Source organism: Microvirga sp. TS319, assembly GCF_041276405.1.
In the GTDB taxonomy this organism is placed as follows: domain Bacteria; phylum Pseudomonadota; class Alphaproteobacteria; order Rhizobiales; family Beijerinckiaceae; genus Microvirga.
The window spans coordinates 847,387-871,799 of record NZ_JBGGGT010000001.1 but is presented as its reverse complement, the minus strand read 5'-3'; the positions used below and the strand labels follow the sequence as shown (position 1 = coordinate 871,799).

Annotated in this window: 22 protein-coding genes, 3 tRNA genes and 1 pseudogene; 10 read left to right on the top strand and 16 right to left on the bottom strand. The window is 61.2% G+C overall.

What is annotated here, in order from left to right; translation table 11 throughout:
• Positions 1 to 528 precede the first annotated feature (528 nt).
• Positions 529 to 3,930, top strand: a complete 3,402-nt coding sequence (locus AB8841_RS03955; protein WP_370434555.1) for a calcium-binding protein — start codon at positions 529 to 531, stop codon at positions 3,928 to 3,930.
• Positions 3,931 to 4,337: 407 nt separating this feature from the next.
• Entirely contained in the window at positions 4,338 to 4,601 is a 264-nt protein-coding gene (locus AB8841_RS03950) for a PilZ domain-containing protein (RefSeq protein WP_370434554.1), read from the top strand.
• Positions 4,602 to 4,910: 309 nt separating this feature from the next.
• On the opposite strand, the gene dinB is transcribed toward AB8841_RS03950, so the two are convergent.
• Positions 4,911 to 6,053, bottom strand: a complete 1,143-nt coding sequence (gene dinB / locus AB8841_RS03945) for a DNA polymerase IV (protein WP_370434553.1) — start codon at positions 6,051 to 6,053, stop codon at positions 4,911 to 4,913.
• Between the two features lie 248 nt (positions 6,054 to 6,301).
• Entirely contained in the window at positions 6,302 to 6,742 is a 441-nt protein-coding gene (locus tag AB8841_RS03940; protein WP_370434552.1) for an Ivy family c-type lysozyme inhibitor, read from the bottom strand.
• A gap of 398 nt (positions 6,743 to 7,140) precedes the next feature.
• On the opposite strand from AB8841_RS03940, the gene AB8841_RS03935 reads away from it, so the two are divergent.
• The 3 genes from AB8841_RS03935 to AB8841_RS03925 all read left to right on the top strand — a co-directional run bounded on the left by AB8841_RS03935 (position 7,141) and on the right by AB8841_RS03925 (position 9,713).
• Positions 7,141 to 8,295, top strand: a complete 1,155-nt coding sequence (locus tag AB8841_RS03935) for an epoxide hydrolase family protein (RefSeq protein ID WP_370434551.1) — start codon at positions 7,141 to 7,143, stop codon at positions 8,293 to 8,295.
• Positions 8,296 to 8,322: 27 nt separating this feature from the next.
• Positions 8,323 to 8,493 (top strand): hypothetical protein, encoded by a 171-nt coding sequence (locus tag AB8841_RS03930; RefSeq protein ID WP_370434550.1) that lies wholly within the window; start codon positions 8,323 to 8,325, stop codon positions 8,491 to 8,493.
• Positions 8,494 to 8,741: 248 nt separating this feature from the next.
• Entirely contained in the window at positions 8,742 to 9,713 is a 972-nt protein-coding gene (locus AB8841_RS03925; protein ID WP_370434549.1) for a zinc-binding dehydrogenase, read from the top strand.
• A 518-nt stretch (positions 9,714 to 10,231) separates the two neighbouring features.
• On the opposite strand, the gene AB8841_RS03920 is transcribed toward AB8841_RS03925, so the two are convergent.
• From AB8841_RS03920 to AB8841_RS03875, 10 genes are all read right to left on the bottom strand, one after another.
• Complete coding sequence (locus AB8841_RS03920) at positions 10,232 to 11,320, bottom strand: ABC transporter ATP-binding protein (RefSeq protein WP_370434548.1); 1,089 nt, start codon at positions 11,318 to 11,320, stop codon at positions 10,232 to 10,234.
• Positions 11,317 to 12,117, bottom strand: a complete 801-nt coding sequence (locus AB8841_RS03915; RefSeq protein WP_370434547.1) for an ABC transporter permease — start codon at positions 12,115 to 12,117, stop codon at positions 11,317 to 11,319. The genes AB8841_RS03920 and AB8841_RS03915 overlap by 4 nt, the downstream gene beginning before the upstream one ends.
• 9 nt (positions 12,118 to 12,126) lie before the next feature.
• A complete protein-coding gene (locus AB8841_RS03910; protein WP_370435525.1) occupies positions 12,127 to 12,972 on the bottom strand; it encodes an ABC transporter permease in 846 nt (281 codons plus the stop codon).
• 89 nt (positions 12,973 to 13,061) lie between these two features.
• Positions 13,062 to 14,075: an ABC transporter substrate-binding protein gene (locus AB8841_RS03905; RefSeq protein ID WP_370435524.1), complete on the bottom strand. Its 1,014-nt coding sequence runs from the start codon at positions 14,073 to 14,075 to the stop codon at positions 13,062 to 13,064.
• Between the two features lie 60 nt (positions 14,076 to 14,135).
• Entirely contained in the window at positions 14,136 to 14,450 is a 315-nt protein-coding gene (locus AB8841_RS03900; protein WP_370434546.1) for an NIPSNAP family protein, read from the bottom strand.
• Positions 14,451 to 14,462: 12 nt separating this feature from the next.
• Complete coding sequence (locus tag AB8841_RS03895) at positions 14,463 to 15,938, bottom strand: aldehyde dehydrogenase (RefSeq protein WP_370434545.1); 1,476 nt, start codon at positions 15,936 to 15,938, stop codon at positions 14,463 to 14,465.
• Between the two features lie 20 nt (positions 15,939 to 15,958).
• Positions 15,959 to 16,996 carry an LLM class flavin-dependent oxidoreductase gene (locus AB8841_RS03890; RefSeq protein ID WP_370434544.1) on the bottom strand — a complete coding sequence of 346 codons (1,038 nt, stop codon included), beginning with the start codon at positions 16,994 to 16,996 and terminating at the stop codon, positions 15,959 to 15,961.
• 31 nt (positions 16,997 to 17,027) lie between these two features.
• On the bottom strand, positions 17,028 to 17,966 hold the full coding sequence (locus tag AB8841_RS03885; RefSeq protein ID WP_370434543.1) for a flavin reductase: 939 nt from the start codon (positions 17,964 to 17,966) through the stop codon (positions 17,028 to 17,030).
• Positions 17,963 to 18,829 carry an alpha/beta fold hydrolase gene (locus AB8841_RS03880; protein WP_370434542.1) on the bottom strand — a complete coding sequence of 289 codons (867 nt, stop codon included), beginning with the start codon at positions 18,827 to 18,829 and terminating at the stop codon, positions 17,963 to 17,965. The genes AB8841_RS03885 and AB8841_RS03880 overlap by 4 nt, the downstream gene beginning before the upstream one ends.
• Complete coding sequence (locus tag AB8841_RS03875) at positions 18,822 to 19,409, bottom strand: amino acid synthesis family protein (RefSeq protein ID WP_370434541.1); 588 nt, start codon at positions 19,407 to 19,409, stop codon at positions 18,822 to 18,824. Before AB8841_RS03875 ends, AB8841_RS03880 begins: the two co-directional genes overlap by 8 nt.
• Positions 19,410 to 19,544: 135 nt before the next feature.
• Between AB8841_RS03875 and AB8841_RS03870 the strand changes: the two genes are divergently transcribed.
• The gene (locus AB8841_RS03870) at positions 19,545 to 20,228 is read left to right on the top strand and encodes a GntR family transcriptional regulator (protein WP_370434540.1); all 684 of its coding nucleotides are present in this window, start codon (positions 19,545 to 19,547) and stop codon (positions 20,226 to 20,228) included.
• A gap of 266 nt (positions 20,229 to 20,494) precedes the next feature.
• On the opposite strand, the pseudogene AB8841_RS03865 reads toward AB8841_RS03870, so the two are convergent.
• The 4 genes and pseudogenes from AB8841_RS03865 to AB8841_RS03850 form a co-directional block, all read right to left on the bottom strand.
• Positions 20,495 to 21,046 (bottom strand): annotated as a pseudogene (locus AB8841_RS03865) (transposase).
• A gap of 105 nt (positions 21,047 to 21,151) precedes the next feature.
• Positions 21,152 to 21,228: transfer RNA gene (locus tag AB8841_RS03860), tRNA-Asp, on the bottom strand.
• 12 nt (positions 21,229 to 21,240) lie between these two features.
• Positions 21,241 to 21,315, bottom strand: a tRNA-Thr gene (locus tag AB8841_RS03855).
• Between the two features lie 14 nt (positions 21,316 to 21,329).
• A tRNA-Asn gene (locus AB8841_RS03850) sits at positions 21,330 to 21,404 on the bottom strand.
• 650 nt (positions 21,405 to 22,054) lie between these two features.
• On the opposite strand from AB8841_RS03850, the gene AB8841_RS03845 reads away from it, so the two are divergent.
• The 4 genes from AB8841_RS03845 to AB8841_RS03830 all read left to right on the top strand — a co-directional run bounded on the left by AB8841_RS03845 (position 22,055) and on the right by AB8841_RS03830 (position 24,410).
• Positions 22,055 to 22,534 carry a hypothetical protein gene (locus AB8841_RS03845; protein ID WP_370434539.1) on the top strand — a complete coding sequence of 160 codons (480 nt, stop codon included), beginning with the start codon at positions 22,055 to 22,057 and terminating at the stop codon, positions 22,532 to 22,534.
• A gap of 12 nt (positions 22,535 to 22,546) precedes the next feature.
• Complete coding sequence (locus tag AB8841_RS03840) at positions 22,547 to 22,810, top strand: DUF5132 domain-containing protein (RefSeq protein WP_370434538.1); 264 nt, start codon at positions 22,547 to 22,549, stop codon at positions 22,808 to 22,810.
• Positions 22,811 to 23,171: 361 nt separating this feature from the next.
• Positions 23,172 to 23,405 carry a DDE-type integrase/transposase/recombinase gene (locus tag AB8841_RS03835; protein WP_370434537.1) on the top strand — a complete coding sequence of 78 codons (234 nt, stop codon included), beginning with the start codon at positions 23,172 to 23,174 and terminating at the stop codon, positions 23,403 to 23,405.
• 237 nt (positions 23,406 to 23,642) lie between these two features.
• The gene (locus AB8841_RS03830) at positions 23,643 to 24,410 is read left to right on the top strand and encodes an IclR family transcriptional regulator (RefSeq protein ID WP_370434536.1); all 768 of its coding nucleotides are present in this window, start codon (positions 23,643 to 23,645) and stop codon (positions 24,408 to 24,410) included.
• Positions 24,411 to 24,413: the final 3 nt, after the last annotated feature.

The following is a 24,413-nucleotide window of genomic DNA, read 5'->3' as shown; positions in this document are numbered from 1 at the left end:
ATCCTGCCAGGACCTTCCTCCAAGCCCCCTTATGGCGGCTTCGGATCAAACCGGGGAGCGGCACCGAACAATGGAAGGCCCGCTTTCATGTCATACTGAAACCGCTCCCAAACCGACACCTCAAAGGTTTCTTTGATCGTGAACGGGAAAATTGCCCACTTGTCCAGGTACTTAATTCTGCTTGGCGGTCTTTGCTGCCGAGTGTCTGAAGGACCCGCCCTCCTCGCCGCTCAGGCAGGATTGGCGCCTTCGAGCTCAGGTCTCAGGCGTGCCATTAGGAGAACTTCGCGGTCAGCTTGCGAAGCCTCATTCGACCTGACTAGTATGGACCAATCGACCGCAATCGGACTCGGAGCGGCTACCCTAATCTGCAAGTATATCTACCGAGCAAATTGCAAATGATGCCCTCCATAGCACCGTCGTGGTCAAAAAATATTTCCAAAATCGATGTATCTTCTTCAATGAAAATTCGATTCCATCGTTTTGACGGCGGTGTTATTGCTTTGATGACTTGGCAATGGGAATACCATGACTTCAGGGCAGCCGCTGACTTTATCTCTCGCCGCTCAGGCTATCTCAATCGACCAGCCGCCGGGCATGGCCCTCACGGGTACCCCGTTCAGCGACCGCCTCGTCGGAGGGGAAGGTCCCGATGTGATTCTGGGGCTGGGCGGATCCGACACTCTTTACGGCCGAGGCGGCGACGATACCCTGTCAGGAGGAACGGACAGGGATCGCCTGTACGGTGAAGGCGGCAATGACAGCCTGTCGGGCGACGCGGGCAATGATGACCTCCATGGCGGCGAAGGTAACGATTCTCTGAGCGGGGGCACAGGCTCCGACTATCTCTACGGCGGCAGCGGCGACGATTTCTTGGACGGAGGCGCGGATTCCGACACCCTGCAAGGGAACGACGGCAATGACACGCTCGTGGGCGGAGCAGGAGCCGATCTCCTGTACGGCGACCAGGGGAATGACATCCTGTCGGGTGGCGCGGAGAATGACGGTCTCTACGGAGGCGAAGGAAACGACACCCTGGACGGAGGCGACGGCGACGACTGGTTGGCGGACCAGTCGGGCGTGAACAGGCTCATCGGCGGCGCCGGCAACGATGCGTTCTGGTACGTGTCCGGTTCGCCCGGCGAGAGCACGCTGTCCGGCGGGACCGGGAGCGACTCTTTCCAGCTGTCTCCCGATGCGCTGGCCCCCGACGCCTCGGCCGACGTCATCACGGATTTCGAAGCCGGAGCGGGCGGCGACAGGATCGATTTCACCTTCCTTCAGTCCGTGTTGGGCGGCGGCGCGATCGGCTCCCCCAACCCGTTCGCCACAGGGCATCTCAGGCTGGAGCGCGAGGGGGGCGACACCGTTCTCAAGGGGAGCGTGACCGGCGGCATCGCTCCGGAGGACCTGCGGACAATTCTGGTCCTCCGGGGCACCGATCTAGCATCCCTCACGGCCGACAATTTCGATCCGCCTTACGCGCCGGTCCCCATCGCGACGGTGCCGACCGAGGGCGACGATGTCCTGAACGGCACGCCGGGTGACGACTTCATCGACGGCCTCGGCGGCGACGATACGATCCTGGGCACCGCAGGAGACGATTTGCTCGTCGGTGGGGCGGGCAACGATCACCTCCTCGGGGACATCGGATCGGACACGTTGCTGGGCGGCACGGGCGACGACTGGCTGACTAGCGGCGACGGCGACGACTGGCTCATAGGCGGCGACGGGCATGACTGGCTCTCGGCCGGAGCGGGTGACGACGGCCTCGACGGCGGCGCAGGCAACGACACGCTGGAAGGCGGAGACGGGGACGACGTGCTCGTCGGAGGAGACGGCAACGACATCATCTCGCCCGGCGCAGGATCCAACACGATCCGGGGCGGCGCCGGGGACGACCTGATCGACCTGGAGGGATGGAACCTCATTCTGGGCGGCAGTGGCGCGGATCGCTACCGCCTGTCCGATTTCGCTGCGGCTGTGGATGCCCCCGACACGATCATGGACTTCGAGGTCGGCTACGGTGGGGACATCCTCGACATCGCCTGGGCCGTCGAGGCCGTCGACCCACGCAACGAGATGCCATACCCCTGGTTCCAGGACCCGGTTCATCCCTTCACCAGCGGGCTCATCCGCGTAGCAGCCTCCGGGAACGACACTCTGATACAGGTCGACCTGGAATGGATCGGAAAGGGTGTGGGATACGGGACGATCGTGCGGTTGGCGAACGTCGCGCCAGAGGCACTGGCCGCCTTCAACTTCAATCCCGCCTACCATCCGCTCGGGCAGGTCTCGAGCGCGGTCGGCACGGACGGGAACGACAGCCTGGACGGATCGCTCGGGGATGACGAGATCTTAGGGCTTGGCGGGGACGACGTCCTCCAGGCTAATGATGGAAACGACCGGATCGACGGCGGCGACGGCAATGACCGCCTCGACGGCGGCTACGGTGCCGACACGATCTACGGCAGCGCAGGCGACGACGAGATCGTCGGAGATCCTCCCTTCCATGGGAACGATCGCTGGTCGCCGCCCCGCGACTACGGCGGTCCGGACTATATCGACGGCGGTGACGGCAACGATACCTTCTACGAGTGGCAAGGCGGCTCGAACACGATCATCGGCGGGGCCGGAGACGACGTCTTCCACTATGTGTCGAGCCGGCCGGAGCTGGACTACCTCGAGTTTTGGCCGGTAGAGGGTGTCGACCGCCTGACGGGTGGCGAGGGCCGCGACACCTACATGATCGGCTATGCGGACCATGCGCCCGCCGACGTGATCACCGACTTCGAGACGGGGCCGGGAGGTGACCTCCTCGACGTCTCAGGCCTGCTCGGCGGCCTTCCGGGCTACGTCCGGGGCACCAACCCGTTCGTGACCGGACACCTCGTCCTGGAACAGGACGGCACGAGCGCCATCCTCAAGGTTCCGGGGCAATTCGACCCCGACGGGCTGCGGACTATCCTGACATTGGAGAACACCCGCGCCGAAGACCTGAGGCCGGATAACTTCGTTCCGCCCTATGACCCGAGCGGAGTGTCCGGGCACGTCATGGGAACAGCGGGAGCGGACATCCTCGATGGGACCAGGCACCCCGAATTCCTCGAGGGACTGGATGGCGACGACATCATCCGCGGCCTCGGCGGCGACGATCTCATGCATGGCGGAGACGGCGACGACCGCCTGGTGGGCGGCACCGGTTCCGATACGCTGGACGGCGGCAATGGTGACGACCGCCTCAGCGGCGGCGACGGGGATGACACGCTCTACGGCAGCGAGGGCAACGACCGCCTGCAAGGCGACAACGGCAACGATTGGCTCTGGGGAGGGGCCGGCGACGATCTCATCATGGAAGTCGAGGGCCACCATGCCGTCGGCGCGAACGACGATTTGCTCATGGGGGATGCCGGCAACGACACGATCTATGGGGGAGCCGGGAACGACTATATCAGCGGCGGCACCGGCGACGATGTCCTCTATGGCGGGACCGGCGACGACCGGCTTTCGGACACTTCCGGCTCCAACCGGATCGACGGCGGAGCCGGGAACGACACGATCTCGATGGTATCCTACAATGGCTCCCATGATCCGGAAGGCCCCGGCGTCGACCTGATCACGGGAGGAGCCGGGCAGGATCGGTTCTCCCTCTTCTTCGGCACGTCACGGACCATGGTGGCCGACCACATCCTCGACTTCGAGACCGGGGCCTACGGCGACGTGATCGACCTGACCTCCATCATGCGCCTCCTGCCGGACCATGAGGTTGGCAGCGACCCGTTCGCGGCGGGCATCCTCCGCCTGGCGGGGAGCGCTGGGGACACGCTGCTCCAGGCCAGGCTCTCGGAATTGGGTTTCTCGACAATCCTCGTGCTGGAGGATACCTCGCCGGAACTCTTCTTGGCCCAGAACTTCGATTGGATGGTTTGAGGAACTGATGGCGTGATCTGATCGATGCAGCCGATGGCCGGGAACACCTCACCAGGAGGCTGCATCACCCCGTCTCAGGCTGCGCTTGTGTTTACTATAATTTTGCGTCTTCAACGGCCACAAACCCTGCAGAAGTCATGGCTGACGACAGGCAGAAATTAGGGAGAGGACACCTTGGCAAGGCAGTCCATACCCGTGCATTCCGGGAATAGCGGTGAATGATATACTCCCCAGCATCAGGCCTTTGTTGATCATGATGGTCCCTGAGTCTTCCAGCTTGTTCGAGGCTCAGAGATCTTCGGCGGAGAGCGATACCATTCAAGGGAGCGTCGCTTGGAGTGGCGAGGCACGGAACCCTCGCACAAGCCAGGTATCCTAGCCTGTGGCAACTCAATGAAGGATACTGCATGCGCCATGGAGGACTACCAGAACGCCGATCGTGTGAGCGGTTTCGCACAGATCTTGAGGGCATAGTCACCGGTTACCCTCCCCATCAGCCGATACCCTGTATGATCTGGGATCTATCGGAGAAAGGTGTCCGGCTGATCTTCCCCGAATTCACCGATGTACCAGTCCAGTTCCAGCTGACGATCCCGAGCCAGGGTGCCAGAGCCAATGTACACCTGGTCTGGACAGACGGTCATTTCTACGGGGCGAAATTCATCGACTAGCGCATCGTGCGAAAAAGTGGGCCCGGTTTTTCGCGAGAACGATGCGCTCATCTCAGAAGGGAGCATCGAATTGATCCCAAAAGTGGATTCCAGTTTTCACGCCCGATGCTCTAAGCGTGAGATCTGAAGAGATTGTTCATCCTGTCTGAGGGATTGCGGCGCATCTCTGCGTTCGATCCTCCCCAAAGCGCGATAGCGATCAGGAGCGCTGACGCGTTCCGGTGATCATCGGTGTCGGATGGTCCATGATCACCACACTCGGATCCTTGTCTTCGCGCAGGCCGAGAAAGCGGGCTATCGGGAGGCCGCCTACAACTCCAGGGATAGCTGCGGACTTTCAGGCTCTTCGTCGGTATTCAGAGCCGACAGGGACACGCCTAAGAGGCGGACGCTCTTGCCGAGAGGAAACAGTTGTCGAAGGAGATCGACACCAGTGTGCTCGAGTCCCGCCCGGCTCTCGACATATCCGAGGAGCGTATGGCTGCGGGTGATCTGCTGGAAGTCGGAGAATTTCACCTTGAGCGTCACCGTCCGGCCTCGCGCACCCATCTGCTCGCAATGCCGCCAGACCTTGTCGATGAGCGGCTGGAGCGCAGCCTTCATTTCCTCGAAGCTCTCCCGATCCTTCTCGAAGGTGTTCTCGGCACCCACCGACTTCCGGATGCGATCCGGCTGGACCGGGCGATGATCGACGGCGCGGGAAATCCAGTAATAATGGGCTCCGGCCTTGCCGAAGCGTTCCTGCAGGAAGCTCAGGGACCGGGCCTTCAGGTCCAGGCCGGTGAAGATGCCGATCTCGTTCATCTTCCTGGCTGTGGCCGGGCCGATGCCGTGGAACTTGCCAATTGGGAGGCCCTCGACGAAGGCCTGCGCCGTTCCCTGTGTGATCACGAACTGACCGTTCGGCTTGTTTTGATCCGACGCCATTTTGGCCAGGAACTTGTTGAAGCTGATCCCGGCCGATGCTGTTAGATGCGTTTCCTGCCAGATCCTGGCCCGGATCTCCCGCGCCACCTGGGTGGCGTATGGGATGTCCATCAGGTTCTCGCTCACATCGAGATAGGCCTCGTCCAACGACAGCGGCTCCACCAGAGGAGTGTACTCGTAAAAAATCTCCCGGACCTGGCCCGAGACCTCGCGGTAGACGTCGAACCGCGGCTTGACGAAGATAAGCTCTGGGCATTTCCGCCGAGCCGTGACCGAGGGCATGGCCGAATGCACCCCAAAGCGCCGGGCCTCGTAGCTGGCGGCTGCCACGACACCCCGCTCACGGGATCCGCCGACGGCGACCGGCTTACCACGCAGGTCCGGATTGTCCCGCTGCTCGACAGAGGCATAGAATGCATCGAGATCCACATGCACGATCCGGCGCTGGGGCTCCCGCACCCCCAACGGCTCATCGCAGGTTAAGGTCGGCAAGGTGTTGGACTGATCGTTTTGGTGATCTGACATGGCTTGGCATTAGCCCATGATCCTGGATCTGACACTCCCGTATGCTTCTATCGCATCGTGCGGACCCAGCGGGCCGCGCGAGCGAAAAGTGGACCCGGTCTTCACCAGCGTGGCCCTTCGGGTCCGCAATGAACGATGCGCAGATCTAAGAAGGGAGCATCGGATCGATCCCGAAAGTGCAAGTCCACTTTTCACGCCCGATGCTCTAGTATGCCGTTGTGTCCGACAGGCAGTTCTTCGCTCGGCGCTTAATCCTGAAGCTCCTTCGCCATGAATAGCCGCTCCGCCATCGTCGGATGTCCGAGCTCCACGATCCGGCCGCCTGTCTCACTTCCCTTTACCATCGCGACGGCACGTGATCCGTCCGCTTCGACCAGGAAGGTAAGGTAATTGTCGGAACAGGCATGCGGCTTGCAGACTCCGCCCGAGAAGTACACCTTGCTGTCCACCGTCACCCGCTCAACCGGCATGCCGGTTCCATCAAACCGGCCGAACCAGGGCGTGCGCTTCAACCCGGCCGGCAGGATCTTCAGATATGCCCGGTAATGACTGGGCATCTTCTTGCGCAGGTCCCACGGATATTCAGGTAAGCCAGATGAGGCTGCCAGGGCGGGCATTCCCACGCACAGGAGCGACCCGGCGGCCACAAGGCCGATGCGAAGAGCGCGCTTGAGAACCCGATTTGCCATTGCCGCCCCTTCGATCTCATGCCGGTCTGTTTACCGTGTCATGTTTCGACCAGGACTTTATCCAGGCAGCAAGGTCAGTCTACGCCGCAAGCCAAACCGCCCGAACGAAACTGTCGATAAAGTAAATGCCTTTGCCGACGACAACGTTCGCGTTCACCGGCCTGTTCATGGTGGTAGCGACCCCCGGCATCTAAGCCTCGGTGTTTTTCCAGAGGTCGACACGTGTCGTATGCGGTCGGCACTCAAACGGTGACGCGTTGCGGCTGATCCACGATTTGCCCAGTAAGCGAGGGAGGTTACGTTGAAACCATCCTCCCCTGTGGTGAGATCCAGTAAGGTCGGACAAGGGATGAATGAAGCCGCAGAGGGGCGAATGTCTACCTTGGAGTGTGACACCCATGAGCAGCCAACCACAGCCATTCAGACTGCATGTCCCGGAGGTGGCCCTCACGGATCTGCGAGAGCGCCTGTACCGTACGCGCCTCCCCGACCAGCCCCCCGGAGATCCTTGGGCTTACGGCACCGATGTGGCCTACATGAGCACCCTCGTCGACCACTGGCGCGATCGCTTCGACTGGCGTGCCCAGGAGGCGAGGCTCAATGCCTTCCCACAGTACAAGGTGCGGCTCCACAATATCGATCTGCACTTCCTGCACGTGCCGGGCAAGGGGCCTGATCCCCACCCTCTCCTGCTCTCCCACGGCTGGCCCGGCTCGATCTTCGAGTTCCTCGAGCTGATCCCTCGCCTCACCGGCCCCGGCCGGTTCGGAGGCGATCCAGCCGATGCATTCACGATTATTGCTCCCTCTCTGCCAGGCTATAGACTGTCGTTCACGCCCGGTCAGCCGCGGTTGGGGGTCGAGGCGATCGCGGATTGCTTTGCCGCGCTGATGAGCGAGGTGCTGGGCTATCACCGCTTCGGAGCCCAGGGTGGCGACTGGGGCTCGTTCATCACGGCTCGTCTCGGCTACGCCTACCCGGAGCGTCTGTCCGGCATTCACCTCAACATGATGCCGATCCGCCGCGACCCGGCGATGGTGTCCAATCCCACAGCCGAGGAGCGTCGCTTTCTGGACGAGCTACAGCTCTGGCTCAAGGAGGAGACCGGCTACCAGTGGATCCAAGGCACCCGCCCGCAGACCTTGGCCTTTGCCCTGACGGATTCCCCCACCGGGCTGGCCGCCTGGATCGTGGAGAAGTTCCGGACCTGGTCCGATTGTGGCGGGGACATTGAGGCCGTGTTCTCACGGGATCATCTTCTGGCGAACATCAGCCTCTACTGGTTCACGGCCGCGATTGGCTCGTCCTTCTGGCCCTACTATGCCCGCATGCATGGACCCTGGCCGATTCCGGCAGGCGAGACCGTGACGGTCCCCACCGGCTATTGCGAGTTCCCGCGCGAGATCGTCCGGCCGCCGCGCTCGATTGCCGAGCGGACATTCACGAACCTTCAGCGTTGGAGTGTGATGGAGCATGGTGGGCACTTCGCCGCGATGGAACAGCCCGATGCCCTGGCTCAAGAGGTACGTGCGCTGTTTCGAACGTTGCGCTGATGTCCGCATTCCTCAACCAGATTCGGCATGGTCGGTGAAGCCGACCGCGATCCGCGGCACCACACCCAGAAGATGCAGACCCGATTGCAGGAAACCATTGACCACCTGCGCAAGGACATCGACAAGGTCGACGAACCGCAGCTCAAGAGGGCCTTCAGCGACTACGAGCGGAAGAACGAGGGTGCTTGGAAGCGCTGAGTTTTGCAAGTTCGGCCGCGGCACGAGCAAGGCCGACAGCCCTTCCGGGAGGCAGCCGTGAGACTGTACATCGATGAGTTAAAATGCCGTGACACCAGGGGCGGATACAGTCGCATCGTGCATTCCGGTTATGAAGGTCAGCTTCCTCTATGCCTGCGGAAGTCCGGCTTTCATCAGGCTCGTTCCGAGTATTGCCCTCAGGACCATCCAACCTAATTGAAGAACTTCTTCAGACAAAAGGATTGCTCATGCACAGCATTGTATTCGAACGGTTCGGTGATCCGGCCCAGGTGTTAACCCTTGCTGAGAGTGAGCGGCCGGCGCCCGGGCCAGGGCAGGCGCTCGTCCGGATGATCCTGTCCCCCATCCACAATCATGACCTGATGACCGTGGCTGGCAGGTATGGCATCAAGCCGCCGCTGCCGGCGATCGGCGGCACGGAGGCGCTCGGCGTTGTGGAGGAGCTCGGCGCCGGGGTCGAGAACCTCCAGGTCGGGCAGCGCGTGATCGGCGGTGGCCGGCAGACCTGGGCCGACCATTACCTGGTCGATGCCCGGCACGCACGCCCTGTGCCAGACGGCGTTGATGATGAGACCGCTTGCCAGCTCATCGCCATGCCACTCAGCGCCAAGATGGTGCTGGCCGACCTTGACCTTCAGCGCGGCGACTGGCTCGTGCAGAACAGTGCCACCGGTGCGGTCGGACGGCTTTTGTCGCGCTTCGGCGCGGAGAAGGGCATCAACGTGCTCAGCCTCGCACGGCGTGACGCGGCGGTCGCCGAGCTTGCCGCCGACGGCATCACCAACGTCGTGTCGACCGAGCAACCCGGCTGGGAAGCGCGCGCGCGCGATCTTGTCGGCGATGGATCGATCCGCGCCGGGCTGGACTCTGTGGGCGGGGACGGCCCCGCGCAACTTGCGCGCCTGGTGGAAGACGGCGGCGAGATCGTCATCTTCGGCGCCCTGAGCGGCCAGCCGATCCGCATCGAGCCATCTGTCGCGATCTTCCAACAAATCACCATTCGGGGCTTCTGGGGTGCCAAGCCGGGCCTCGGGCCTGACGTGATCGGCAGTCTGCTCGAGGAAGTCATCGCCGAGGCCGCCAGTGGCAAGCTCACTCTCCCGGTCGACGCAACCTTTCCGCTCGACCGGATTGCCGAGGCCGTGCGCGCCAGCAATGAACCCGGTCGCAAGGGCAAGGTCGTCCTACGCGGGCGGTGATCAGGCTTGCAGGAGCAAGACACGGGTAGCGTATCATGGGCACCAGCCCAATGGCGGAGCACATCGACACGCAAGGCGGAAGCCGCCGAGGATTGCCGGCGGCTCGATTAGTACAGGTGGCATCCCATCTACCGGACTTCCGCGCAAAGCACGCAATCGTGCCGACATAGAGATGATCCAGGCGATCTCTGCTCCTTCAAGACCTGGGCAACCTAGCCATGTTCTACGCCACTTGCCGTCGAGACGGCGTGATACGGCTCAACCGCTTCGGGATGCGACACGTGCGTGGCAAGTTCCCGCGGCGCGTCGCGCGCATCCGAAAGGTTTCTGAGTGACTTAACGCAACTTCGATGAGCCGCAGCCTCTGTCATGTCGTTGTGGTCAAAGTTTCACGTTTCGATGGCTTAACGAACGTCGGCACTCGAGCGCCGAAGCGGGCCAACCGCTTACCTCTCAGGCGTGCCGCGGCTCTATCTGCGCCTCGAAAGAGAGTCCCATGCTCCCCACACGGGCTGGGTTCAGGCCGTCGGGCTGAATACCCTCACGTCGCTGGGATTGAAGCGCACATCGACCCGATCGCCTGGTATGAGATCGCGGGTCTCCGGTACGTCCAGGGATGAGCGCACATCAATCACCTCCCCCCAGGGCGTCTCCACGGATACGTGGAGAGACTCGCCCAAGAACGTTGCGCTTGCCACGCGCCCGGCCAGGCCTGTGCCTCCATCAGGCGACTTCACCAAGCGGATTCGGTCAGGGCGCACCATGATCAGCGCATCACTCTCCGCCGACGGAAGATCGGTCAGGGATACGCCGTCGACGGTCGAGCCATCGGGGCAGCAAACCTGTCCGCTTGCTCCATTGCGCTTAAGAACGGAGGCGCGAATGAAGTTGGAGTTCCCGATGAAGCCGGCGACAAACCGGGTTTGTGGTGCATCGTACAGGTCCCGGCCGCTGCCGATCTGCTCGATCCGGCCATGGTTGAAGAGGGCAATCCGATCTGAAAGCCGAAGCGCTTCTTCCTGGTCATGGGTCACGTAAAGGATCGTGACACCGGTTTCCGTGTGGATGCGTTTGATTTCGTACTGGATCTCCTCACGCAGCTTCTTGTCTAAGGCCGAGAGGGGCTCATCCATGAGAAGGAGCGGCGGATCGTAGGCCAGAGCACGAGCAAGCGCGACACGCTGTTGCTGACCTCCAGAGAGTTGCGCAGGCTTCCGGTCAGCAAAGCGATCCAACCGGACCAGCTTCAGCATCGCGGCAACCTTCGCATCGATGTCAGCTCGCGAGCGGCGGCGGACTCTCAGCGGAAAGGCCACGTTCTCGGCTACGGACAGGTGCGGGAACAGCGTATAGCGCTGGAATACCATGCCGATGTTGCGCTTGTTGGATGGGACGTTGAGGATGGACCTCCCTTCCAGCATGACGTCACCCTCACTCGGCTCCTGGAAGCCTGCGATGACATAGAGGGTCGTGCTCTTGCCGGATCCTGAGGGGCCCAGAAAGGTGAGGAATTCACCTTTCGGCACGTTGAGAGAGACGTTCTCAACGGCGACGAAGCTGCCGAAGCTCTTGCGAATGCCTCTGATGCTGAGGAATGGCGCGCTCATTGCTGGGGCTCCTTGCGGATAAAGGCTGCAAACATCATGAGAATGGCCGTGAACCCGACGAGGAGTGTCGAGACGGCGGCAATCACGGGGGACAGATCCTGTCGGAGCGTGCTCCAGATCATGACGGGGAGTGTCTGAAGGTCGGGGCTGGCCATGAAGATGGCGATCACCACCTCGTCCCATGACGCCAAGAAGGAGAAAATCGCCGCTCCCATGATCCCGAGGCGAATCCCGGGCAGTGTAACCCGCAGCTTTGCTTCCAGTGGGCTCGCTCCGCACAGGACGGCCGCGTCCTCGATCGACTTGTCAAACCGTTCAAGAGAGTTGGTGATCGAGATAATCGAGAACGGCAGCGCGACGATGAGGTGAGCAATGACAAAACCGATCAGGGTGCCGTTCAGATGGAGCCGCAGGAAGAAAGCATAGAGTGCGACAGCCAAAACCACGACCGGCAGGATCATGGGGGTCAGGAACAGAGCCCGCAGGACCTCGCGTCCCCGGAACGTTCCCCGGGTCAAGCCAAACGACGCCATCAATCCGATGACAACGGATAGGACCGTGACGATCGCCGCAATCTCGAGGCTCGTGAGGAATGCATCGAGCCATGCAGGGTCAGCGAACAGCTCCTCATACCATTGCAGCGTCCAACCCGGTGGTGGAAACTGCAGCCATTGCGAGGATCCGAACGACAACGCGACGATCATCACCACGGGAAAGAGGAGGAAGATGCCCGCGAGAAGGCTGATGCCGCCGAGTACGTAACGCAGTGCCCCAAGCCGATCGAAGTCGAGCAACATGGCTTTCTCCTATCCCGCGGCTCGGCCGAAGCCGAAGAAGCGGATCTGAAGTGCGTAGATCGCCAGTGTGACCGCAAGCAGGACGAAGGCGGCCGCACCCGCGAGACCCCAGTTGAGCAGGGATTGCACGAGCTGCGCGATCAGCTCGGCCAGCATCATGTTCGACGTGCCTCCCAGGAGGGCCGGTGTGACGAAATAGCCAAGCGACATGACGAAGACCATCAGGCCGCCGGCTGCCACACCTGAGGCGATAAGAGGCAGGAAGACACGGGTCAGACACTGCCACCGGCTCGCACCGCACAACGATGCCGCCTGGAACACGGATGCGTCGATGGTCTTGATTGTCGCATTGAGAGGCATGATCATGAACGGCAGCATGATGTAGGTCATGCCGATGGTCACGCCAACGAGATTGTTGATGAGCGGGAGCGGCTCGGCAATGAGCCCAATGCTCATGAGCGCGCGGTTAATGACCCCTGTTCCCTGGAGCAGCACCATCCAGGCATAGGTACGGGCAAGAAGGTTCGTCCACATCGACAGGATCAGGACGGCAAACAGCAGGCTCGACCAGGCGCGCGGCGCAATGGCAAGGAACCAAGCGACCGGGAAGGCGATCAAGAGCGTCACGATGGTCACCAGACCGGCAACGATGAAGGTGTTCATGAACACCTTCAGGTATGTCGTCGAACCGAACAGCTCCGCGTAGTTCTGCAATCCGAGTTCGGGTTCCACAAGGCTGCGGATCAGCAGCATGGCAACCGGTACAATGAAGAACAGAGACAGAAACCCCAGCGCTGGGATGACGGCCGAGAGGCCGGTACGACGAGGCTTAGCGGCCTCCGCTTGTGGCGGCATAGGAAGGATTGTCGATCGGGTCACTGACATGGCTCGCACTCATCGGATCTGAAGAAGCGGCTAGCCGCAGGGCCAGCCGCCTGGGATCGTCACTGGGTCTGCCAGGCGTACCAGCGCTTGGCGATGGCGTCGCGATTGTCGGCCCAGTACTGCATGTTCAGGTTGATCTGGGTGGTCGTATGCTCGTCAGGGAGCGTTGCCACGACTTCTTTGTCCATCAGGTCCTTGGACTTCACGTTGATTGGCGCATAGGCCGTCTCTTTCGAGAAATCTGCCTGGGGCTTGGCGCTCGTCGCATAGGCTAGGAACTTCATGGCGGCGTCCTTGTTTTTCGCGCCTTTTGGCACAACCAGCATGTCCGCCGCAGTCAGGTTCTGGTCCCACGAGATGCCGACCTTTGTACCGCCCTTCTGCAAGGCATAGAGGCGACCGTTCCAGAACTGGCCGATCGGGGCTTCGCCTGAGGCAAGCAATTGCTGTGACTGAGCTCCACCCGACCACCAAACAATATCGTTCTTGATGGTATCGAGCTTCTTGAAGGCACGGTCGAGGTCGAGGGGATAGAGCTTGTCAGCCGGAACGCCGTCTGCCAGGAGCGCAATCTCAAGCACCCCGGGGGCCGACCACTTGTAGAACGTGCGCTTGCCCGGAAACGCCTGTGTGTCGAACACGTCGGCCCATGATTTCGGCTCCTTGCTGCCGAACTTGTCCTTGCTGTAGCCAATGACGAACGAGTAGTAGAAGCTTCCAACTGCGTGGTCTGTGGCAAAACGCGGATCGATGTCAGCGCGCTTGACCGTATTGAAGTCGATCGGCTCCAGCAGGCCATCCTTGGCGGCTTTCACGGCGAAGTCATACTCGACGTCGACCACGTCCCACGAGACATTGCCGCTCTCGACCATCGCCTTGAGCTTGCCGTAGTCGGTAGGACCGTCCTGCTGGACACGGATCTTGGTTTCCTTCGTAAACGGCTCCGCCCAATACTTCTTCTGGGCGTCCTGTGTCGTGCCGCCCCAACTCGTGAACACCATGCTCTGCGCCTGAGCGGCACCAGAGCTCAGCCCCAGCAACGCTATGGCTGCACTTGCGGCGAGAACATTCAGTCTGGACATTGCGCTTCCTCCATTGGGCTGTTGTTTGGCGTAACAATCCCTTTCGTCCGCTCAAGCGAGGGGCGAGAAGGCGGTCGGCTTCATGATTTTGTTGTCCATGACCTCGATCAGGGCCTGGATCTTGGGCAGGAACGTCTGCCATCGCGGGTCTGCTGCCAACGCACTGCGCCGGCAGTCCCGCTCGTCCAGGCTGGCATAGGCCCAGACATGAACGATCTCGTTGAGCGGCCCGATCTCGCCGAAGAAATAACCGACGAGCTGACCGAGATGCTCTTTCTGAATTGCGATGCCTTCCTCCTCCACCAGTTGAAGGTAGGTTGGCACCGTTCCTGTCCTGAGCCGATAGGTGCGAATTTCGTAGATCACGGCTCACCTACCCTAGCGCATGACGAACGGATCAGGGATCGGGTCGTCGGACGTGCGAAGCCAGACCGACTTGACCCGGGTATAGTCGAGAACAGCCTCGGATCCGCCCTCACGCCCAAGGCCAGACAGGCCATAGCCGCCGAACGGAACGATCGGCGAGACCGCCCGGTAGGTGTTCACCCACACGACGCCGGCCCGGATCCGCCGGATCATGCGATGAGCTCTGGTCAGATTGCGGGTGAAGAGGCCGGACGCGAGTCCAAAGGGCGTATCGTTCGCCTTTGCGACTGCATCGTCTTCGCCCTCAAACGGGATAACGCTGAGAACCGGGCCAAAGAGCTCCTCCGCAGCGCATGGGGTTTCGTTCTCGACCCCTGCCAGGATGGTCGGCTCGTAGTAGAAACCGCTGCGAAAGCCCGGGGGCCTTTGCCCGCCCGTGACCACCCGTGCGCCGGAGGCGACGCTGCGCTCGATCACGGCTTCGATATGCTGCAACTGGCGCTCGGTCGCGAGCGGCCCCATCTCTGTCGCCGTATCCTGCGGGTCGCCGATGCGGATCGCCTTGGCTTTCGAGGCGAGAATATCAAGCAATCGGTCGTGGACGCTCCGCTCGACGAACAGGCGTGAGCCCGCAACGCAGCTCTGTCCCGTCGCTGCGAAAATGCCGGCAACGATTGCGTTCGACGCGCTCTCGAGATCGGCATCCTCAAACACGACGACCGGGGACTTTCCGCCGAGTTCCAGTGTCGTGTAGGCGAGGTTCTCGGCCGTGTTGCGCACTACGTGGCGGGCGGTCGAGGGCCCGCCGGTAAAGGCTACGCGGGCAACGAGCGGATGACTGGTCAGCGTTCTGCCGCAGGTATCGCCAAAACCGGTGAGCACGTTCACGACGCCGCGCGGGAAACCCGCTTCGTGAACAAGCCGGGCAAATTCGAGCAGCGGGGCTGGGCCGTCCTCGGAAGCTTTCAGGACGACGGAGCATCCGGCTGCGAGCGCAGGTCCGAGCTTTACGGCCGAGAGGAACAGTTGAGAGTTCCAAGGCACGATGGCGGCAACGACGCCGATAGGCTCGCGGCGCAGGAAGACCTCCATGTCAACCTTGTCGACCGGGAGATAGGCACCCTCTATCTTGTCCGCGAGGCCACCATAGTAGCGATAGTAATCGGCCACGTAGCCGATCTGGGCCCGCGTCTCGCGGATGATCTTTCCGGTGTCGCGTGTCTCGAGCTCCGCGAGCCTGCCGGCCTGCTGCGCGATGAGATCTCCCAACCGGTAAAGGAGCTTCCCACGCTGTGTCGCGGTGAGCCCGGCCCAGGCGGGGTCGCTCAGGGCCCGATGCGCCGCACGCACGGCCCTATCCACCTCTTCCGCCCCCGCCGCAGGCATCACAGCCCAAGGGGCGCCGGTGGACGGATCTAAGCTCTCAAAGGTCTCCGCTCCGTCGACGAAGGAGCCGTCAATGTAATTCTGGAAAACGGGAAGCGACATCGGCTTTCTCCGTACAGGGTTCAGGCAAAAGCGGGCAGGACGTGCCGGATGAAGAGCTCAAGTGACTTCTTCTTCCTCTCGTGGCTGATTCCGCCGTCGATCCACACCGAATACTGGTCATAGCCGAGCGCCTCATAACCTTTCAGGCGCCTGATGACCTCGTCCGGCTCGCCGATTACCAGGTTCTTGCGGATCACGTCGGGGGCGTAGTTCGCCATCGCCGCCTCCTCCTCTGCGGTGAGAGGCTCGATAAAGCCCTCGCGGATCGGCCGCTTGTTCTGGAACCATGCCCCGAACGCGCAGTAGAACGAGCTGAGATCTTTCGACAGTCGGTCAGCCTCGTCCGCGGAGTCAGCCACGAAGGTGTGCTGAAGCAGCATGATCTGCGGGCGCGGGATGTCAGGATGCGCGGCGCACGCAGTCTGAAAGCGATCCATGAGGCTCGCGGCCTCGGTATCTCCCGAGGCAAGCGGCGTGACCTGAACGTTGCAGCGGTTGGACACCGCAAAGTCGTGCGAGTTCGGGTCACGCGCCGCAACCCAAATTGGCGGGAATGATTCCTGTACGGGTTTTGGAACCGAAGTGGATGTCGGAAAGCGCCAGAACTCGCCCTCATGCGCGTAGTCGCCCTGCCAGAGCTTGCGGAGCGTGGGAACAAGTTCCCGCATGCGCTGTCCCGCGGTCCATGCGTCGAGTCCGGGCATCAGGCGCTCGTATTCGAAGGAGTACGCGCCGCGTGCGATGCCAAGATCAAGTCGCCCTCCGGTCGCGATGTCGGTCATGGCCGCCTCGCCAGCAAGTCGGAGCGGATGCCAGAACGGCGCAATGACAGTTCCGGTGCCGAGCCGGATCCTGTTCGTCTTCGCACCGAGATACGCAATATTAATGAATGGATTAGGCGAGATCGTGAACTCCATCCCATGGTGTTCTCCGATCCAGGCCGCTTCGAAGCCACCGGCCTCGGCGGTTTGCACAAGATCCGTCAAGTCATTGAACAGCTCTGCATGCGACTTCTCAAGGTCGTTGCGCTCCATGTGAACGAACAGCGAGAATTTCATGGTCGTTTCCTCCCGGTCATGTGGCTGGGCTCTAGCTGGCGAGAGCCTTCACCGTTCCATGGTCGGCGTCGCCGACGTAAATTCCGAACGTGTCTTCGTTCTGCTCGCGCACGAAGCGGCCGAGCATTGAGCGCACGGCCTCATCCTTGATGCGGTCCCACGGGATCTCATCAAGCCCAACGAGACGAAGCCTCGTTTCATCAGCCGGAACGCCGTCGATGGAACCGCGGTAATAGATTGATGTCGATCCCGCTTCGGCTCGTGGATCCTCGAAGACAGCGAACAGGAAATTCAGCTCGGCTTCGATGCCGAGGCGCCTGAGAACGCCATGGAGGCTCTTGTCATTTGACACCGGTCCAAGCGCGTTTCCGGTGGGAAGCTGGAGGGACCCATCTGCGCTTTCGAGGAACAGAATGGAGCGACCCTTCTCAAGGATGGCGCCGACCAGGGTCCTGTGACCTGCGGCAGCGACCGCGTCCTGCGAGAGACTGAAGGTGAGATAAGCGCCCCGGCAGTATCCCAGCGGGCTGGCATTGGAATGGCTAAAGCCAACAACCTCGCCGATCAGGATAATGTGATCGCCAGCATCGACTACCTGATGGCGCCGACAGTCGAACCAGGCTGCCGCCCCCTCAATCACGGGACTTCCCGCTGGGCCGCGTTGCCAGCTCGCGCTGGAGAACTTGTCCGGCGACTTGGAAGCGAACAGGCTCGAGACATCCTTCTGGCTTTCCGCCAATACGGTGACAGAGAAGTGGGGAGCCTCCGAGAAGACCGGATAGCTCGACGCCGTCTTGCCGATGCAGACCAGCACGAGCGGCGGATCGAGCGAAACTGACGTAAAAGAGTTCGCCGTAAACCCGCGAGGCTGGCCATCCTCCTGGAGCGTCGACACGATGGTGACGCCCGTGGGGAACGCGCCAAGCGCCTGACGGAAACTCTTTGAATCGATGCCGACGGTGGAGGTCATGGCTGTACTCCGCTTGGTCTGCTGACGACGTTATGCCCCTGCCCTCGCGAGACACTCGCCACGAACGTCTTGAGCCGGATGTTGACTTCATCGGGATCGGTAAGAGCCATCATATGGCGGACACGGGGAATGATCTCGCACCGCCCCTGGGGCGCTGCCTCGGCCATCGCCTGCGACATAGCCGGGCTTGAGTTGGGATCGAACTCCCCAGTCATGAACAATGCCGGCACGGCAAGGCCCTCAAGCCGTCCCTTATGTACCTCATCGGATTGTGCAAAGAGGCGATAGGTGCGGGAATAACCCAAGGGATCGACGGATGTCAGGAGGCTGTGCACGAGGTCGGCCTCCCTAGTCAGCTCTGTCGGGACCGGGTTCCCGAACCAGCGGGCAATGGTGCCCTCATGCGAGCCCAACTCGCCCGCGCGTTCGAGAGCCTCGGCCCGGCCCAAGACTGCGTTCCGTTGCTCGGCCGTCCGGCAGTATACAGCATTGAGCGCTGTTACGCCTGCGGGGCGTGTCGGGTGGGTGAGCGCGAACTCAAGCGCCACCAGGGCTCCCATTGAATGGCCAACGATTTGCGGGCGCTGCAAACCCAGAACCTCGATCAGGCTGAGCAATTGATCGGAGTAATCTGACAGTCGCGCATTCTCAGGAGGGAGGCTCGAGCCGCCATGGCCAAGCATGTCATAGGCTATAACGTCGAAGTCGGTGGACAGCGCCGCCAGCTGCGGCGCCCAGATCGACGACGCCATTCCGACCCCGTGAATAAGGATCACCGGATCACCCTGTCCGCTCCGAAGGTAGCGGGTCGACCCCGCTGCCTTCCCGCGGAGATGATGAACCAGGGTGTCAGCGTCAGACATCGGTGCCACCCAGTTCCTTGAGATCCTCGTATCGGTCGCCGATGCGGTGATGCGGTCGACCGCCAATCGACGCCCCGAGCGCCACGACGATTTCGTCCGGAGCGGGCGCATCCAGGATCGAGAACTGAATGGTCAGATAGTGCGATCGCATGCCCTCGTCATTCTTGTGCATGAGCGGGATCACCACAGGGCAGTTCGGCCCTCCACGGGTGTTCGTGAAGCTGAGATAGCTCTTTGCTCCGACGGCCTTTCTGAAGTGGTTGCCGAACCGAAGGGTATGGATCAGGGCCGAGGCATGCTCGATCTCCCCTGAAGTTCCGACGACGGCTGCTTTTCCGTAGCCCTCGACCGCCTCGCCCGAGCCGGCAATGTCCAGGATCGTCTTGGTCAGCAACGCGCCAAGTTCAGGAGCCACTGCGTGAATTTCCGGCTTGAGATCTTCAACGAAGCCGCGCCCGGTCCAGGGATTCGTGACCACGGCAGCGGCGGCGAAGAGCTTGAGCGGCTGGGGAGCCGTGCGGCCACCCTCGACGAACGTCTCTTCGACATAGGTAACAACCTTACGGATTCCCGCTGTCATTGCGTGCCTCGGCGTCTGTTGTCGCTGGATATGGAAGACCATAATATGGTATACCACGGAGAGCAACACAGAAATTCAGCCGTATGGAATTTTCGTGTAGGGGAGCAACCGGCTGCTTTCAGTGAGGGACAGAGTATGAATGATGATCACGGCTTGCGGATTGACCGGAGCGCCAAGACCCTCCGGGAACTCGCGCTGGAAAAGATGCGGGATGGCATCCTGAACTTTCACTTCCGGCCAGGCGAGCGGTTGGTGGAGCGCACCCTCTGCGAGCGGCTGGGGGTCAGCCGGACGGTCGTCCGTGAGGTCTTGCGGCATCTCGAGGCGGAAGGGCTTGTCGAAAGCGCCTCGCAACAGGGCCCGGCTGTCGCCCGCCCGGATCCGACCAAAGCGTCGCAGATTTATGAAATCCGCGCTTTGCTTGAGGCAGAGGCTGCCCGAGCTTGTGCAGACAAGGCAATGCCTGCTGATATTGAACGCCTCCGTAAGGCAATTGACCGCAACGAGCAGGCGTTCGCCTCTGGCAATGCCCGGGACGTTCTGAAAGGCACGACGGACTTTTACGAGGCTCTCTTCTCCTGCGCCGGTAAGGACGTTGCCTGGGACGTGGTCAAGTCGTTGAATGCCCGCATCAATCATCTTCGGTCCATTACCATCTCCACACCAGGACGTGGAGCAGCCGCAATCGCCGAGATGCGCCGCATTCTGGCAGCCATTGAGGCTGGGGACGGTGACGCAGCTTACGATGCGAGCATGGACCATGTGCAGGTAGTCGCAAACTTGGCCCAGACTGCTTTAGCGGGTGGAAACAAGCATTGAGGACCCATTGGCTTGTTCAGACTCATTGCCGCGCTCCCTGACCGGGATCTTTGCGGCGACGCGGCTTTCTGAAATCGTGCTGAGGATCACAAGCATCAGGGGTGGGAAGCAAGAACCGTTCCCGAACGATGGGGTGGATGGCTCCGCGTTAGGACGCCTCTGTGGCAACTCCTGTCAAAGACGCAAGAGATGCTGGAGTGAACGGTAGGCGCTTATGCGGTGAGCCTCTCGAATTGCTCGACAAGCGAAAGACTCGGATTGCAGGCTTACTTCGCCTATCCGTTCCGCATCATGTGGAATATCTCGATGCCGCCAATGATCACACGAGCGCTATGCACTGACTTGAACCCGAACATTGGGCGAATCCGTCTTTTGACGGCGCGATGACCGTGCTCAACGCGATCGTTCAAGTAGCGGCTTTGCCGGATGCGGAACGGCTTCGCCTCCCGTCATGACCGGTCCTGACGCCGGTTCGTCGCGTCACAGAACATGATTGCCTCGCGGTTGGTTTGGCCGCCCTCGATGACGATCCGCTCGGGTCGGCCATGCCGCCTGAGCGCCTTGCTCAGGAAGCGCTTAGCAGCAGTCAGATTGCGTCGCTCGCTGAACCGGAATTCGACGGCGCCGCCGTTGTTGTCGATGGCCCGTTAGAGATGCATCCAGCACCCGATAGTGGCGTGATCGACGAAGATGCGTCGCTCGACCATCATCTCCTCCACGTTTCTCAGGCTCAGGTTGTAGGCCAGGCACCACCGCATGCACAGAAGGATCACCGATCGATCAAATTGTCTGCCCTTGAACGCGCCACGCTCCGCCATTGAGCCCAGGGAACAGTAGCCGGAACTTTGGAACAAAAGGTTTGCGACGGATCCAATCCGATCGGTCAAAGATGTGCGGCGCCATCGGCGCCATCGCTCGTGTCTTGGCGCGGGCGACGGGGCTCGAACCCGCGACCTCCGGCGTGACAGGCCGGCACTCTAACCGACTGAGCTACGCCCGCGTGCATAACGGATGGTGCTGCCAGAGAGGATCGAACTCTCGACCTCTCCCTTACCAAGGGAGTGCTCTACCACTGAGCTACGGCAGCACAACTTGTCTTCGTGGCTCCGGCGGTAGGATTCGAACCTACGACCAACGGATTAACAGTCCGCTGCGCTACCGCTGCGCCACGCCGGAACACGAAGAAGGCGCGCAGATAGTGGTTGATGGCTAAGCTGTCAATTGCATCCCGAGGCTAGAGCAAGCATTCTGACGGGATCAGAATGCTTGCTCTCTCTTTTTAGATGACGCATCGCTCTTCGCGAAGAACCGATTCCCACTTCTTCGCAAGATGCTCTAGCTTCGCGATGCTCCAATCCGGTTTGTGAATGGTCGAGGTGGTGGATCCGGCAGGTTGAGGGTTCCAATCACGACTTGCTAACCTGGTGGCGGGAAGCGGCCCATGGCATCGGTCTGCTTACGGGACTTAACCGGTGACAAGCTCGCGACAGTCTAACGCCTGGCCCACTCCCACACAGCCCCTGCCGAACGCGTGCACTCATAAACCGGCTGACCGGGACCAAGAGCATGCCCCGTGCGTTGTAATCTGGTGTTAATGCATCATGGAAAAGGCATAGTCGTTAGATCGAGCCGGGAACGTGATCCGCCAGCAGGAGCTCTTTTGATGAGCAAGGCAAGCTGCGTGATCGTTCGGTGTCACCGCATTGGGGCTGTCATGAGTCCTCATCTCGGACTTATGCCCACAGCGCCCCGATGCCGGAATGCCTCGGAAGAGCGCGCAAAGGGCGGTTTGTGTGTCTTGGGTTGCGAAGCCCAGGGAGGTCGCCATGGCATTCGTTGAGAATATCCTGAAAACGCATCCCGGCCCTATCCTTGGGCTCGGCTTGGTCGCACTCGCCGTGCCCGTCGTGCTCCCATCACTGCGGCCGCAATGGGCCACCGCCGTTAAAGCAGGCGCCAAACTTTTTTTCGACGCTGAGGGTGGGGCTGAGGGTGACATCATCAGTCACATTGCCGAGAAGGCAATCGATCAGCTGGCCGATGCCGTCGCTCATGGCACACCGAAGGAGCGTGACGACGCAGTCGCCGGGATCATCACCGCCTATGAAGGGAAGGCGCGCGCACGCTCAAACCGCTTGGGCTGGGGCGAGCGTGACTGTCAGGCGCGGTATGAGCGCCACCTTTCCTGCCTTCGCCGCGCAGTATCGCGCCGACACGTAGCGGCCTCGGGCGAGCCGCGAAAGGCTTGGGAGAGGATCGCCACGAGACTTGACGACAAATCTCAGGCTGAACGAGTCTCACATTGAGGAGAACGGCTGATGGCTTTATACGACGACATGCTCAAAGGGATGAATGGATCCGGAGCGGGTCTCGTCACCGGAGTGGGGGCGCTGCTCCTCGCGCCTGTTCTGCTGCCAGCGATGGGTCGGGTCATTCGGCCGGTGGCAAGACTGGTGCTCGAATCCGGGATCGTGCTCTATCGAGAAACAGGCGAGACGATCGCGGATCTGGTAAGCGAGGCACGGGCCGAGCTTGAGGCTCAGGAGCCCGCCAAAGATGCTCCTGAGCGTTCACTGCCCTAGGGAAACATCAGCTCGGCCCGGGTAAGGGAATCGCCATCCCTAGGCGCCTGCCCCAACGGTATTGAGAAAGGGTAACTCTACGGCACCGTAGGAGATCCCGCGCCTGTTCACCGCGCGATCGACTCCTTGGCTACGGGGCAGAAGTCCTGCGGCCTTTCGAGGACCCTGCCCTGCGACCAGAGTTTGAATTACGCCTACAATCGGCAGCCGTCACTAGCCGAGCAGTTTGACCTACACACCGCATGAGCGGATCACCCACATCTGCTACTTTCTCACCCTGCTTTGGGTTTGCGACACATCCCCTGACATCCCTGTCCCGGCGCGCCGAGGATACTTGATCCGTCAGCCTTCAGACACCTGAATGGAGGTGTCGCGCCTATTCATGCCCGATGACAATATCATCAAGGCGGATCACCGCGCGCTCAAGGGCGTGATCCGACCAACACATGGATTTCAGAAGCTGAAAACAGCCAACGCGACGATCCCAGGCGTCGAGGTGATGCGGATGATCCATCACGGCCAGCGCGTCCTGACACAGTCCGGCACGATAGGCGAGATCCACTTCATCAACCCGTTCTTCGGCCTGGCAGCCTGAGTGACCCGGTCGCAAGATCTCCCTTTGCCCGGCCCAAGTTAAAGCAACAAAGTCCACAGGGCTGTGATCAAGCCCAACCAGTGACCGAACAGCATAACGCGATACGAAGGGCGACATTGTTGCCCCACAAAACCTCACGCCGTCCAAGTCGATCGCCCGAGGGATCAACTAAAGTCGAATTGGACAACTCAGCATATCGGGGCAGGTTGTTCAGCATCGTGACCAGGGTTCATATATATGTCCGACACTGTCCGGTCCGCGGCTCGCGTCCTCGACATTCTCGAATATCTCGCGGGGACTCCTGACGGGGCCACATTGAGCGAATGTGTGAGTTCGCTTGGTATGCCCAAGAGCAGCACGCTCATGCTGTTGCGCACTGTCGCGAGTCGTGGCTACGCAATTAAGGACAGCGACGACCGCTACCGCTTGAACAATGCGTTTGCCAAGTACGGCTTCGGATGGGGCGGCCACCGTTTGACGAGACTGATGGCGATCGCCGAGCCGATCATGGGCGACCTATGCCGTGCAGTTGGAGAGACTGTCCTGCTTGGGGTCAGTGGAGCTATGGGCATCAAGACGATCGCCAAGGTCGTGTCAGATCAGATCGTTCACTACGACCATGATATATCGGTTGAAATCGCGCCCTACTGCACGGCCATGGGCCGTGTCCTGATGGCCTACTCACCGGTGCAGCAGGTCGATTCCATGCTGTCGGCATGGCCGCTCGTAAAGCGCACACCGAAGACCGTGACGAACATCGACGAGCTGCGGCAAATCATCAAGCGGACCCATGATCAGGGGTACGCGATCGTCGAAGAGGAATTTGCCTCCGGCGGTACCGGCATCGCGGCACCCATCTTCGATCAGAACCGGCAGATCCTGGCAATGCTCGATGTCGGCGCCGTCACCAGTCGGTTCCACGACAAACGCGACATGGTCATTCAGCGCCTGTGTCAGTCTGCCGAACAGGTGACGAACGCGATCAATCACAAATCCGCAAGCTAGCAT